General features: G+C 41.8%; 12 protein-coding genes and 1 tRNA gene. 6 read left to right on the forward strand and 7 right to left on the reverse strand.

Features of this window, described 5'->3' with window-relative positions; genetic code table 11:
• Nucleotides 1–6: 6 nt before the first annotated feature.
• Nucleotides 7–426 (reverse strand): D-ribose pyranase, encoded by a 420-nt coding sequence (rbsD, locus tag H9L11_RS22060; RefSeq protein WP_005382620.1) that lies wholly within the window; start codon nt 424–426, stop codon nt 7–9.
• Between the two features lie 472 nt (nt 427–898).
• On the opposite strand from rbsD, the gene H9L11_RS22065 reads away from it, so the two are divergent.
• Nucleotides 899–3,259, forward strand: a complete 2,361-nt coding sequence (locus tag H9L11_RS22065) for an EAL domain-containing protein (RefSeq protein WP_033906465.1) — start codon at nt 899–901, stop codon at nt 3,257–3,259.
• A 129-nt stretch (nt 3,260–3,388) separates the two neighbouring features.
• Here H9L11_RS22065 and H9L11_RS22070 read toward each other — a convergent pair whose 3' ends face one another.
• A complete protein-coding gene (locus H9L11_RS22070) occupies nt 3,389–3,964 on the reverse strand; it encodes a DUF1629 domain-containing protein (protein ID WP_017635389.1) in 576 nt (191 codons plus the stop codon).
• A gap of 863 nt (nt 3,965–4,827) precedes the next feature.
• Here H9L11_RS22070 and H9L11_RS22075 point away from each other — a divergent pair.
• The 3 genes from H9L11_RS22075 to H9L11_RS22085 all read left to right on the forward strand — a co-directional run bounded on the left by H9L11_RS22075 (nt 4,828) and on the right by H9L11_RS22085 (nt 6,666).
• The gene (locus H9L11_RS22075) at nt 4,828–5,469 is read left to right on the forward strand and encodes a murein L,D-transpeptidase catalytic domain family protein (RefSeq protein ID WP_005373154.1); all 642 of its coding nucleotides are present in this window, start codon (nt 4,828–4,830) and stop codon (nt 5,467–5,469) included.
• Nucleotides 5,470–5,797: 328 nt separating this feature from the next.
• Complete coding sequence (locus H9L11_RS22080) at nt 5,798–6,256, forward strand: hypothetical protein (RefSeq protein ID WP_033906462.1); 459 nt, start codon at nt 5,798–5,800, stop codon at nt 6,254–6,256.
• 86 nt (nt 6,257–6,342) lie between these two features.
• Nucleotides 6,343–6,666, forward strand: coding sequence for a hypothetical protein (locus tag H9L11_RS22085; RefSeq protein ID WP_005373158.1), 324 nt, complete (start codon nt 6,343–6,345; stop codon nt 6,664–6,666).
• Nucleotides 6,667–6,790: 124 nt separating this feature from the next.
• Here the strand turns inward: H9L11_RS22085 and H9L11_RS22090 are convergent, their stop codons facing one another.
• The 3 genes from H9L11_RS22090 to H9L11_RS22100 form a co-directional block, all read right to left on the reverse strand.
• A complete protein-coding gene (locus H9L11_RS22090; RefSeq protein WP_033906460.1) occupies nt 6,791–7,471 on the reverse strand; it encodes a DedA family protein in 681 nt (226 codons plus the stop codon).
• A 50-nt stretch (nt 7,472–7,521) separates the two neighbouring features.
• Nucleotides 7,522–7,959 carry a hypothetical protein gene (locus H9L11_RS22095; RefSeq protein WP_230238006.1) on the reverse strand — a complete coding sequence of 146 codons (438 nt, stop codon included), beginning with the start codon at nt 7,957–7,959 and terminating at the stop codon, nt 7,522–7,524.
• A gap of 87 nt (nt 7,960–8,046) precedes the next feature.
• A complete protein-coding gene (locus tag H9L11_RS22100) occupies nt 8,047–8,565 on the reverse strand; it encodes a DUF4136 domain-containing protein (RefSeq protein ID WP_005382627.1) in 519 nt (172 codons plus the stop codon).
• Between the two features lie 371 nt (nt 8,566–8,936).
• Here H9L11_RS22100 and H9L11_RS22105 point away from each other — a divergent pair.
• Nucleotides 8,937–9,011, forward strand: a tRNA-Gly gene (locus tag H9L11_RS22105).
• 16 nt (nt 9,012–9,027) lie between these two features.
• Here H9L11_RS22105 and H9L11_RS22110 read toward each other — a convergent pair.
• Entirely contained in the window at nt 9,028–9,885 is an 858-nt protein-coding gene (locus H9L11_RS22110) for a sterol desaturase family protein (RefSeq protein WP_005373167.1), read from the reverse strand.
• A 7-nt stretch (nt 9,886–9,892) separates the two neighbouring features.
• Nucleotides 9,893–10,903, reverse strand: a complete 1,011-nt coding sequence (locus H9L11_RS22115; protein ID WP_017633657.1) for a DUF2804 domain-containing protein — start codon at nt 10,901–10,903, stop codon at nt 9,893–9,895.
• 305 nt (nt 10,904–11,208) lie between these two features.
• Between H9L11_RS22115 and gdhA the strand changes: the two genes are divergently transcribed.
• Nucleotides 11,209–12,561, forward strand: a complete 1,353-nt coding sequence (gene gdhA / locus H9L11_RS22120) for an NADP-specific glutamate dehydrogenase (protein WP_017633658.1) — start codon at nt 11,209–11,211, stop codon at nt 12,559–12,561.
• Nucleotides 12,562–12,614 lie beyond the last annotated feature (53 nt).

The raw sequence follows: 12,614 nt of genomic DNA on the forward strand, positions 1-12,614 counted from the left end.
TCTGGCTTAAAAAACCACGCCCGCTTGGAAAATAACGTTCGCATATGGCGAGCATTCGCCCGTTCTTACGATAGCGCGACTTTGGGCCGTGCGTGCTTTAAACGCTTCATGTGACACGTAGCTCACCTCAATAGATTTGCCCGTTTCTTCACTCTCTTTGCTCAGTTCGTTGAGCAACGCTTCATGCAAAACTGGGCTTGCATCAGAGAACTCTTCCGCAATGATGACCCCTTCGATTTGGGACTCAGATAGAATTACGCGAACAGTATCAAGAAAACTTGGTACCCCATGCGTTAGCGCCAAATCGATTCGCTGAACATGCTCTGGGATTGGTAGACCAGCATCACATATCGTGATCTCGTCGGTGTGGCCTAGCGTCGCCACCAAGTAAGAAATATCTGAGTTAATTAGGGTACTTTTTTTCATCTCATCGACCTTTCGGTTACACGTTCATACAACCATGAGCGCCTGTTTTAAAGTGTTTTGTTATTAACAGAAAACTCATCGAAACGTTTCGATGAAATAATAATTCGTCATCGCAATTTGACCAGTGTGAGATCGATAAGGTGTGAGAATGATCTGTAATTCAATTGTCATTGAATAGGAAAAGTGCACTTAAGTCACACTTTATCATCGAAACGTTTCGATGACAGTATTTCCCTGTCATTACAGTTAGGTTTTATACAGGGAGGGAGGAAAAGAGACGTCCAACTACTGAGAAAACCTCTAGTTAATAAGCTCGAAACCTTTCACGTCATCACAATTCTTAGATAGCTGCCTGATTTTGGAGAACGCTCACCTTACAATCTGGTTACAATTTGCCAAAACACATCATCCGTTCAGTACCTTACCTGGTACGCGACGTTTGTAGGGACACAAACGGAAACTAAGAACCATAATGAAGTTAAGCAATAGAGTCATTTTGCTTGTCGCGCCAGTGATCTTATTAAGCGCGTTAGTATCTAGCTATATTATTTATAGCATTCAAAAAGTGACGCTCATCAAGCGGGAAGACAGCTATATTCAGTTGCAGATGGAAAAGCTCGCCGGGCAGTTTCGACAAGCGAATATTTTTCTTAATAGCTATGCCTATACGCTCAGTAAAAGTGATGTATTACAAGACTATTTGGTAAATCATAACAACCCCTATCGTGAACGAGTCTTGTTTAACCGATTAGACGAGACCGCTGAAGTATTGAGCCATGGTTACAAAGGCGATGCGAGCATGGCGATCCTCGACGGCAAACAAAACCTTCTCTACTACACAGAAAACAAATATTACGAATCATCGGGCGTGGTCGACCCAAAGGTGTTAGAGTACATATCACGAAGTTTCAATGAGAGAGAGGCTTTCAGTCACACTGGCTTTATTTATAACTCCAGTGGACAAAGCATTCTTCTTCAATATGAGGTCGTCGACAAAAGAACGGGGACTCACCCTTTGAGCTTTGACTCGAAAAATGTGTTTTTTGTGGTAGTTTCCGTATCACTTGAAGCCTTTAACGAGATTAAGCATGAAATCGAGTTTGACACACACAGCGTGATTACTTTCGCCGACAAACCCATTTATCTTGATATTTCTCTCGCTCAAACCATTGAGCTGCTGCCGCACTTTTATGCCGTGCTTTCTCCTGCCGAATATTTAATGTGGAATAAAGTCGATAAAGTGTGGCTAGAACTTGCTTTCTCCTTTGGCGTAGCGGCGTTTTTCACTATCACATTAATCATTTTGGTGTTGTACCGCTATGTGTTGCGCCCTGTTTCTCGCCTTGATAAGCAGCTGAACGAACTTGAATCTAATCAACGTGACAATATTGAAAAGCTAGAAACAAACGATGAAATAGGACGCCTCTCTGCACGCTTTTTTGATATGTATGAGGAACTTAATGTCATCTATAAAAAGACAAAACGCCTAGCTGAAACGGATCACCTGACGCAACTCGCCAATCGCCATCGTTTTCATGAGCTTGCCACTCGTGAACTTATCTCCCCTTCGCAGTTTCTGTGGGTTGTTTACGTCGATCTTGATAACTTTAAATACGTGAATGATAAATACGGGCATGAATTGGGAGATAACTTATTAAAAGTGTTCTCATCACACATCAAGAATGCTTGTCAAAAGTTCTCGCACGATTACAACAGCCCCTGCTTTGCCGCCAGGTTGTCTGGTGACGAATTTGCAATTTTGCTGAGCTCAAATCAAGAGGTAAAACGCTTGCCTGATTTGCTTGCATCAGAGTTACTAAAACCGATTAGTAATCTCAGTTCATCTTGGAGTAATTCATTTCCCGTTACGGCAAGCGTAGGTATTGCACAATATCCTCAAGACGGTACTGACATCGCGAAGTTACTCTCCAGTGCCGATGCGGCTATGTATCAAGCAAAACGGGCAGGGAAAAATCAATACGCCTATTATTCAGCCGCTCTCAATATTGAGTCTCAAAGACGAAGTCAGCTTGAACGTGCGCTCCGAAAAAGCAATGTAGAGGAAGAATTCCACCTTGTTTTTCAACCCTATATGAACAATCGAAGCAACGAAATTGAGGGGTTAGAAGTCTTGTTGCGCTGGGAAGCCGAAGGTATCGGCCCTATCCCCCCAAAGGAGTTTATTCCAATTGCAGAGCAAGCCGGATTATTTGATAAAATTGACCGCTGGGTTTTCGCCAATGCAACGGCGGAATACCATCAATTAAGGAATATTTTCGGTAAGGATATTGTTCTTTCGGTCAATCTTTCATCAGCAGAGCTAAACTCGATAGAAATGGCAAACTACATCCATGAACAAGCGACACTGCACAGTGTTAAACCAGAATGTATTGAGATAGAAATAACCGAAACCTTTGCCGCAGAACAACAAGGCACGGCTCTACTTGATGAGCTATCAAAACGTGGCTACCGTCTTGCAATTGATGACTTTGGTTCTGGTTACACATCGTTAACTCAGCTCGTTCAGTATCCGGTTCAAAAAATCAAATTTGATCGAGAGTTCCTCGTTACATTGATGAACACCAACAACGGCCATGTGATCAAACCTATTATTGAGCTATGCCATGCCCAAAATAAAACGGTTACAGCAGAAGGTATTGAACACAATATGATGCATGAATGGCTATCGGCATACCGCTGCGACTATATGCAAGGCTATTTATTTGGTAAACCAATGACTAAAGAACAATTGAGCTTGTGGTGGCAATCGGCAAATGACGACAGTCGATTTGATGCGTCCATGGTCAGCTCAATTAGGGTTTCAAGAACATAAGTTAAGGGGAGACGTACAGCAGTCACAACTGTGGCGGCTGTATATGAGCTTCATTGATAGATGCTCAGCTTTTGTTCCCCCATACCTATCTCTATGACTTTAGTTGAGTAAATCACTATTTATTCGTTTTTAAACCAGCACTTCCTTGAAATCCAAACCGGTCAAATTCAGCGCTTTGACGCTATCGTACAAGCCACCTTTTTTGTCCGTGCAAAACGTTCTGAGCCCAGCACCTTTTACTCTGAACAAGTCAGATTCATTAACGGCTTCTCTATTCAAAACGAGTTTCTTAAACGGTCTAGCACGACTTAGCTTACCATGACGAAGATTATACTCGGTAGCAGAGGTATCAATGGCATCAATTTGAGTGACAATGTTTAATGCTCGCCAAGGCTTTCCTTGTAGATTTAATGGTAAAAATTCGACATTCTCGCTCAACACATCGAGCTTATCCGCAATAGAAGCGGATACAGCAAGAGTAAAAGATCCCCATGCTGCAATATCAGGCCTGGGCAATGGCTTTTCACCCATAACGTCTAACCATTCAATATCAATACTTTTCCAACTGGCTTTAACAGACTCTCCATAGAGTTGGATAGGTTTGCTTGCCGTTACTTGAAGAGACATTTCCAATGGCGACTCTTGCAACATTGCAAAATCATTAACATTGGGAGTGACAATAAACACTTTATTAAATGCTGTCATAACCGTCCTTAAATAATTTTGAGCGTTTTTCTTAATGAGACGAGCGCTTTCACACCAAATCAACCCAAACCAAACCAAACATAATAGATAGAGTTTACTTTCATGTTCAAAAATTTAATGAATTAATATCTGGCGCTCTTATCTTTTAATTTCGAAGTTTTATTATTTATATACTTTAATCCACACGATAGAATTATTTTTTCAATTTTTACTATGTACCCTTCCTTATGTAATCGAATAAATTAGAGAATAAACAATAGCACGCGTCACTTCACTTTTGTCGAGCTCATCACTCTCACTTAAACGACACATTCACAAGTTCAATTTTTGAACGACTTAGACTTAGCTTTGTCAATCGTGAATTAAAAACAACCGATTCACTGCTGTTTTACTGCCTTTTCTTACCACCCTGTTGTTTATTCATACATTATAAATGCACTTATACACATAACGATTCGGCGTTACGATTTGTTACGAGTTAAATCACAAACTTTTGAGGTATTGGATAAAGCGTAGAAAAAGAAAACACATTGAAATAAAAAGAGTTTCTAAAGTACGAAAAATAAAACGCCGTTTTTATAAATTAGCAACTTCACAAATATCCTTAAACACAGTTTTATTAATTACATATATCAGATATTATTTACGCCGAAGTTTATAGAAATCATCGTTAAACTTCATATTTTTTATAAGTTTCAATTAGTTAGTTTTTAACTCGAAAACTTATCGTCAACCCAATATCAAGCACCTAAGCGTGCAATAAGAAACATTGGGAATAGAATTATATTGATGTGCATGTTGTTTTAACGAATGCATGAAGCAATCGGTAAATTTGTAACACCATAGAGTTTTATTTAGCCAAGATGAAAAAGTTAATTTTATTATTTACATGTGCGCTGTTGTCTGTCTCACCTTTTGCTTTTGCAAAACAATCAGATAACGAACCCAGGGATCATTTACGACCAAAGCAAGTTGAACATGTGTTTAAACAAGCCAAGCTAGATGGCATAGTAGACTTTAAGTTGTTCAGTGACGCTTACATCGCTTATCAGAAGACACCCGATAGAAAGAAGTCGGTACTAACGATCATCGACTATAGTAAACCATCAACTGAAAAGCGTTTTTATGTGGTTGATTTAGATAAAAAGAAGCTAATCTACAATACGTATGTTTCTCACGGCGTGAACAGCGGAAAGAAAACAGCGACACAGTTTTCAAATGTCGTAAACTCGCGAAAAACATCATTGGGCACTTTTTTGACTGATACCACTTACTACGGCTCAAATGGCTATTCACTTCGATTAGATGGGCTAAGCTCTGGATTAAACGACAAAGCTCGCGAGCGTTACATTGTCGTGCACGGTGCCGATTACGCAAACCCTTCCTTCATCAAGAAGAATGGATACCTCGGACGCAGTTGGGGTTGCCCTGCTTTGCCAGAGAAGTTGTCTCGCGAGATCATTGACACTATAAAAGGCGGCAGCGTTATTTACGCAAGCGCGTAATACCGATGCGATACATATGGGGAAGAAAAAAGAAGATTCTATTTCTTCCCCAGTAATAATCCTGTTAGCTTAATCGTCCTTGTGCAACGACTCTCTTTCCATTTTCGCTTACTCGAAAGCGAAAACTATTGTGTTATTCGCTGATATACCTAAGTGCGATCAGAAAACTCTGTTCATCCCCCTTCCATCTCGTTAGTATACGCTGAGTTGATCAGACACTGGCTTTCATCGTTATCATAGTTCCACTAAGATTCCTTAATCATGGTGGGTAACTGTGGCTTTATATGTTTAGGGTTACTTCTTGCGTTATCTACACCGTATATTATTGATGCTTTCTTTTTCCCTGCTCTCAGGGCTCATCACAGCTTCATATGCGCATGAGTGGCACCACACCAAACATTACACTTCCGAGCGCCTACTTAAACTCTCTCAACAAGACGATTTTGAGCTAGCACACACTGATTTTCATGCCTCAGCTTCTCTGAGCTCTTGGGGTTCAGAAAGTTACTACCTACATATAAAGCGCGAGTTGTTCGGGCTTGTCTCCTGTCGCCGAACATCAGCTACTGATGGCGTTTTATCATCAGATTTTACTCCTGATTATTTTTTACTTATTGCTTTCTCTTCTCCACCACTACTGGAGTTGGCAAAACAAGCATCTCGCTTACCTCTAGACAGTTATGGCGGACTCATGAGTCAACGCTCTCTTTATCGCCTCTCAGGAAGAAAGGAAGCGAACTTAATGTACGTCTTTACTCATGGTCGCAACGCCTTCTCTGTTGTTTAACTTTTTATGACATACAGAGAACACGAAAATGTAACGATAAGAGCCAATATGCTCATTGTTACTAGAACCAATTTGAGGTCCATATAATGACAAGAATCGCTACAACCATCGCACTAGCATTACTATTTGCAGCGGGCTCAACCTTAGCAAACACAGAAACTAAGCCAGAAGAAATGAGTAACGACACTCTGTTAGAGTGTGCCAACGTTTCTAACGCACGTATTGCAGTTCCGGAACACAGAGCGATGTTCAGACACTACTTAATGTCTGAGAGAGACTACAGCTTTGACCAGCTATCGTCTGCCGAACTTGAATTTAAAGCAGCAGATAAGAATGAGTCTGAAGTAGAGAACATCTACAAGTCTCAGTGCAAAGAAGTTGGCGAATACTTATATAGCATTGGCTATTAAATTCGAAACCCTAACGACACTCAAAAAGAAAGGCGCAATGTATGCGCCTTTCTTTTTACTGATAAAAACCTGTCGATTAGATGTCTAATCTGCATACAAGCTTAAAAGTGCAAATCAAGTAAACTTACTGAGAAAACTCAGACACATCCTTGGGTTTACAGAACGCTCGACGTGCTTTAACAAACAAGAAACTAAGCACTCCAATCACAAGAGTAATTATTGGTGCCGCCATTAATAGCATTGTGATTGCTTTGCTCATATTTTCCGGTAGCAAAGGAAGTAATGAACCAAAACCGCATAATATCAGCGTCCATAAAATCGCACTCAGCCACGCAAAGTAATGGAATTTACTAATACGTTTCACTCGCAACCCCATCATTAATGGCAATAGGGAACGAACAACCGGAATAAACCGCGCGCACAAAAGCGCAACCAATCCATGTTTACTGAGTAATACGTCGACTTGTTCCAAACGCTTTTGAGGAACCGCACTCACCCAGCCTTGGACCTTAGGTAAGCGATTTAGCCACTTGCCTTGTAAATAAGCCGCCCAACTTCCCAACCCCGCACTAACAGCTATCACCAACATGATCATAATTGGGTCAAGGACGCTAACCGCCGCCAGCGTACCGGATAGTACGACGACACTGTCGCATGGGAAAGGTGCAGCAGGAATAAAACCACTTTCCAAAAAGATAATCACAGCAACAACAAAATAAACCAAACCTGCACTGCCTGGCGCCATTAACGCCGTGAAATCTTGATGCCAAAAAGCACTCAAGACCTGAATGATCGAATCAAACATAAACCGCTCCTAAGCATAATTAACCAAAAGTTGCAAAAACATGGAATGTGTTAGCGAGCATGTATAAAGCGGTATATGAAATTCGATTCTTTTCTCACGCCGATTCTGTATTTAGAGTGAGTAAAAATACATTCAATACAACAATCTAAAGCCTCATTGCCGATGCGTTTTAGCCACTTCATCGAGTAAATTGCCGAACGATGCGCCCACCATGCTACATCAAGCATTTCAAACCATTCGGGTTCTACATCGTCGTTCGAGCTCATTTCCTTAGCATGGCTAACCCTCACTACATTCCGGCTGTTTAAACTCGGATAGTCTTGTTGTATTGGAGAGATAGGATGTTCTGAAAAGTGCTTCGACTTAGCGTCAACAGCGATATGCTGGTTATGAAAGGAAAGAAAATTTGGGTGTGAGTGCGCCAGGCTCATGCTCGGAGCCAGCAAGCAGAAAAGTAGTCCGAGTAAAGCAATCAGAGTCGTACGCACAAAGGTAACCAAAACCAAAATAATAAGTTCTTTTAACCCTGTGCGTAGCTATTGGCAATTAGTATTCTTAATCGTTAAGAATACTAATTATTTTTCACCGTAAGGGTAGCTTTCAAACATCTTCGCGATTTCTTCTTGGATGAGAGATTCTCTTTTCTCAGAGCTCATTGACTCAGACAGTTTACGACTTGAAACGCCTTTCCAAACGACTTGATTAGCCTTTGCATCAACCAGTTCAACCACCAACTTCCCATACTTACGCTCTTTATATCTTTCTGGGCTTGAAGTGATCACACCAAAGCTATTCCAGCCATAGCCAAAGCTCACCGACGATCCTGAAGAAACAAGCTCGGATTCTTCTACGATATCATGATGTACGTAAAGGTCACCGCCACTATTTACCTTAATTAAACCCTTACCCTCAAGCTGTTCAGCAAGCCCTTGCTCAATACGTCGACCATCAATACTGGTAGGAGCTTCCGCCTGAGCACCGAAGTCAAACGTTCTGTAAGCTGAAAAGTCGGCTTGTTTATCTACATCGGTTGTAACGGTAGTACAAGCAGATACCAGCATCACCACCAGCCCTAATATCAAACCTCTCATCATGTTAAATCTCCTTTGGTTAAGCTGACTGTTTCAGCAGAATTACCCTGTGTTATACATACGCATCAACAGTAAAAAGTAATCATTTCAATATCTAGTCTTGACCATGAAACGTGACTGTTCAATAAACGAGATTAACCTTTACACAGAAAATCTTGAATATCATCAACATCTAAACACCTAAGAATTCGGTGTTTACGACCTAATTGGAAGCCCCTAGGCTTAGTAGCAGAATCGCGAGTGCCACAAAAAACCAGAGACAATGAACACTTTAACATCAGTCCGCTACTTTTTTAGGCAACTGACAAACATTTGATGAGAAAAGACTTTTCTTTTTCGTCCAGTGTGGCATATTAACTGAGTCCTATCGATGCGCGGGCATCGTATAATGGCTATTACCTCAGCCTTCCAAGCTGATGATGCGGGTTCGATTCCCGCTGCCCGCTCCAATCTCTTTATCTCAATTTATTCATAAAAATCCGATGGCGGAGCGAACAAACGGCGGCAGCGTTGTTTCCATGATAAGTTTGGTCGAGTTACGTCATAAAACATGTCTTTCCATTCTGCAAACGTCACGCGGATGGGATTAAAGCTGTTTACAGGTTTAGAAACCCCATACCGAACCGTTTCCACCTCTGGTTCAAACGTTCCGAACATTCGATCCCAAATAATTAATACACCCGCATAATTTTTGTCGATGTACTGACGGTTCACACCATGATGAACGCGATGATGAGACGGCGTGTTAAATACCCACTCTAGTGGCCCGAGCGAACGAATTGATTGGGTGTGAACAAAAAACTGTAAGCCCAGATTAAACAACACAACGAAGACAACCCATTTTGGCTCAAAACCAATAATCACCAAGGGCAACCAAAAAATCCACATCCCCGCTAGCGGATACATTAAACTTTGACGAAAGGCGGTACTGAAGTTCATTCTTTCCGAACTGTGATGAACAACGTGCGCGGCCCACATCCAACGAATACGATGGCTAGCCCGATGAAACCAGTAATAGAAAAAATCTTGCAGGACAACAAGTAAAAGAAAAGCTGAGACGCTCATTTCGATATCAAACAAACGCCAATCAAACCACCACAAATACAACTGAGCAATCAGTAAACCCGTGAGTATGTCTGTCGCTTGGTGTAAGCCCGCAAGAACAAAATTACACGCTACTTCAGGGAAGTAATACGTCGCGCTTTCAGGCAAGCGTCCCCTTCTTTGTCCGAACCAATATTCGGCAAGCATGCAGAAAAAGAAAACTGGAGCCAGAATCATCAGAAGTAATTCTGGGCGGTCCATCAACTGCGTCCAATCCATTGTGTTTCTACCATTTTGCATAGTGATCTTCAGTAAGACCCATAACTTCTTCTAACTGATGTTTGATGCCATTTCCATCGATAATATAGCCAGAGAAATAACCGATGTACTGACGAAAGTTACTTTTGAGAAGCCAAAAATTTTTCTTCTCTGAGCGTCGATTCAAAGGCGTGAACTGTAAGTTAACTCGTTTATCTTCAGACGTAATATGCCACTTTTGCCCTTCATCACTTCGTGAAAACTGAAACTGCACAGGTTGCAAAAAGTGACGCTGACCATTAATCCACAATACATTTTCGCAATAGCCAGTTTCATTAACGCCAGCTGCCAAGTTCAACCCCAGACGCCTGTCATCCTCAAAGCAATTGATACTTGCCCAGCGCCAACTTGTTTCTCGTCGCATGTACCCAGCGGAAAAATCGTAACCAGCAGCCACCTCTGATAGATCTTGCTCTTTTCCTAATATGAACAAGTTACCGTCTACTGCTAACGCATTGTGCTTCTGAGTATATGTCCAACCCGCATAACCTGTTGGCGTACACAACATTAATGGCAAACTCATATTTTCTGGACGTAAATAGAGATCCGCATTGACTGACTCTGTCACAAAGTGGACGTGCCAAATACCATCCTTAATAGAAAACTGAACTCTTTTGTTAGCAAGATGGGCAAGACTGCACCAACTGGAAGGCTGAGTTTGATAACCTATATTAAAAGGTTTCAACCATTGTTGCTCAATCAACTTATTCTTTTTAATATCAAACAGGTAGCAAAAGCCGGATGCTAAATACCGTATATCAGCAATCGCTACTCCAATGACGTAATCAGGTGTGACCAAATTGACGAACTGAAACTGCTTATAATCGCGGTAACGGCGCCACTTAGACACTGGCTTATCCATCTCATCGAGGTAAGTAAATTTATCTAGCTGTAACGATGTTGGAATTCCATCAAGGTGGCCAAACGCTGGTAGACCATTCTGCTGAATAAACGAGTTCAGAACCTTAAGCTCATCCATATAGTTGTCTTTTCACAAGTTATCACACACAAAAACTTTAACATGACGTTAACATAAACAATTTGCGTAACTGCACAACAACATCGACTAAAGTGATTTCTGCTTGTTATATGTGAAACTGATCACTCAACCACCCGCTTACTTAGCTCACCCTACCTATCTCAACCAACACTGCCCGGGTTATAAGCTGCACATTCTCATCCGCAGGAAATACCACTACAACCATTGAATCTTGGTCAAAATCACTATTTAATGGAAATACATTCATATAAACTGATTGCTTATTCACATCAAGGAAGAAATCTATGTCATACATACACGATACTATTGTTGCGTTGCAACACAGTAGCCCTGCGCAAAAAGAATTTTACCAAGCGGTAGAAGAAGTATTAACTTCTCTCGCGCCGGTAATAGAAGGCAATAATAAATATAAGGAACAAGCGATTATCCAGAGGATCGTCGAGCCAGAACGTCAAATCATGTTTCGAGTTCCTTGGGTTGATGATGCTGGAAATGTACAAGTAAACAAAGGTTATCGAGTTGAATTCAACTCTGCTTTGGGGCCGTACAAAGGAGGATTGAGATTCCATCACTCAGTCAATGCGAGCATCATAAAATTTCTCGGCTTTGAGCAAATCTTTAAAAACGCACTGACTGGCCTTCCTATCGGTGGCGGCAAAGGCGGTTCAAACTTCGATCCTAAAGGAAAATCCGACGGCGAGATCATGCGATTTTGCCAATCATTTATGAACGAGTTGTACCGTCATATCGGTCCTGCCACCGATGTTCCCGCAGGCGATATCGGCGTCGGGGCGCGCGAAATTGGCTATATGTTTGGTCAATACAAACGATTGACGGGGCGCTACGAAGGTGTGCTTACAGGCAAGAGTCTTCTTTGGGGTGGATCACTCGCCAGAAAAGAAGCGACAGGATATGGCGCCGTCTATTTTGCAGAATGCATGCTCAACGACCGCAACGATTCATTGAAAGGGAAAACTTGCCTCGTTTCTGGTGCTGGCAACGTGGCTATCTACGCCATTGAAAAACTGTACCATATGGGAGCAACGCCGGTTACATGCAGCGACTCTCGAGGTACGATCTATCATGAGCACGGTATTGATCTTAAGCTCCTAAAACAACTGAAAGAAGTGAAAAGAGCAAGCTTAGAAGAATATTTAGAAACTTACCCTGAAGCAGAATACACACCAGAGGGCGACTATCCTAATGAAGGACATGCTGTTTGGCGATATCAGGCTGATGCTGCCTTCCCTTGTGCGACTCAAAATGAATTAACGTCAGACGACGCACTGGCTCTTATCGAAAACGGATGTATTTTGATTAGTGAAGGGGCGAACATGCCAACCACCCGTGATGCTGCCAATATTATCGTGGACTCGGACATAGCTTATGGGCCTGCCAAAGCAGCCAATGCAGGCGGCGTTGCAACCAGTCAACTTGAAATGGCGCAAAACGCGAGCATGCAAAACTGGACGTTTGAACAAGTGGATAGTCAGTTGCAAACCATCATGAAAAATATTTTCATCAATGCAAACGAAACCAGTAAAGAGTTTGGCCAACCTGGAAATTTAGTTTTAGGCGCCAACATTGCAGGCTTTAGAAAAGTCGCTGATGCAATGATTGAGCAAGGTGTCGTCTAGATGAACGAGCCAGCGGGATGACTGCTGGCTTAATATAACTCTGTAATAGGCCG

The organism is Vibrio sp. sp1 (assembly GCF_016920955.1).
Classification (GTDB): domain Bacteria; phylum Pseudomonadota; class Gammaproteobacteria; order Enterobacterales; family Vibrionaceae; genus Vibrio; species Vibrio alginolyticus.

Excerpts from the sequence above, each read along its gene's own strand:
- H9L11_RS22110 (WP_005373167.1), bottom strand. The coding sequence starts at position 9,885 with ATGGATTGGACGCAGTTGATGGACCGCCCAGAATTACTTCTGATGATT.
- gdhA (WP_017633658.1), top strand. The coding sequence starts at position 11,209 with ATGTCATACATACACGATACTATTGTTGCGTTGCAACACAGTAGCCCT.
- H9L11_RS22070 (WP_017635389.1), bottom strand. The coding sequence starts at position 3,964 with ATGACAGCATTTAATAAAGTGTTTATTGTCACTCCCAATGTTAATGAT.
- H9L11_RS22090 (WP_033906460.1), bottom strand. The coding sequence starts at position 7,471 with ATGTTTGATTCGATCATTCAGGTCTTGAGTGCTTTTTGGCATCAAGAT.
- H9L11_RS22075 (WP_005373154.1), top strand. The coding sequence starts at position 4,828 with ATGAAAAAGTTAATTTTATTATTTACATGTGCGCTGTTGTCTGTCTCA.
- H9L11_RS22085 (WP_005373158.1), top strand. The coding sequence starts at position 6,343 with ATGACAAGAATCGCTACAACCATCGCACTAGCATTACTATTTGCAGCG.
- H9L11_RS22115 (WP_017633657.1), bottom strand. The coding sequence starts at position 10,903 with ATGGATGAGCTTAAGGTTCTGAACTCGTTTATTCAGCAGAATGGTCTA.
- H9L11_RS22065 (WP_033906465.1), top strand. The coding sequence starts at position 899 with ATGAAGTTAAGCAATAGAGTCATTTTGCTTGTCGCGCCAGTGATCTTA.
- rbsD (WP_005382620.1), bottom strand. The coding sequence starts at position 426 with ATGAAAAAAAGTACCCTAATTAACTCAGATATTTCTTACTTGGTGGCG.
- H9L11_RS22100 (WP_005382627.1), bottom strand. The coding sequence starts at position 8,565 with ATGATGAGAGGTTTGATATTAGGGCTGGTGGTGATGCTGGTATCTGCT.
- H9L11_RS22080 (WP_033906462.1), top strand. The coding sequence starts at position 5,798 with ATGCTTTCTTTTTCCCTGCTCTCAGGGCTCATCACAGCTTCATATGCG.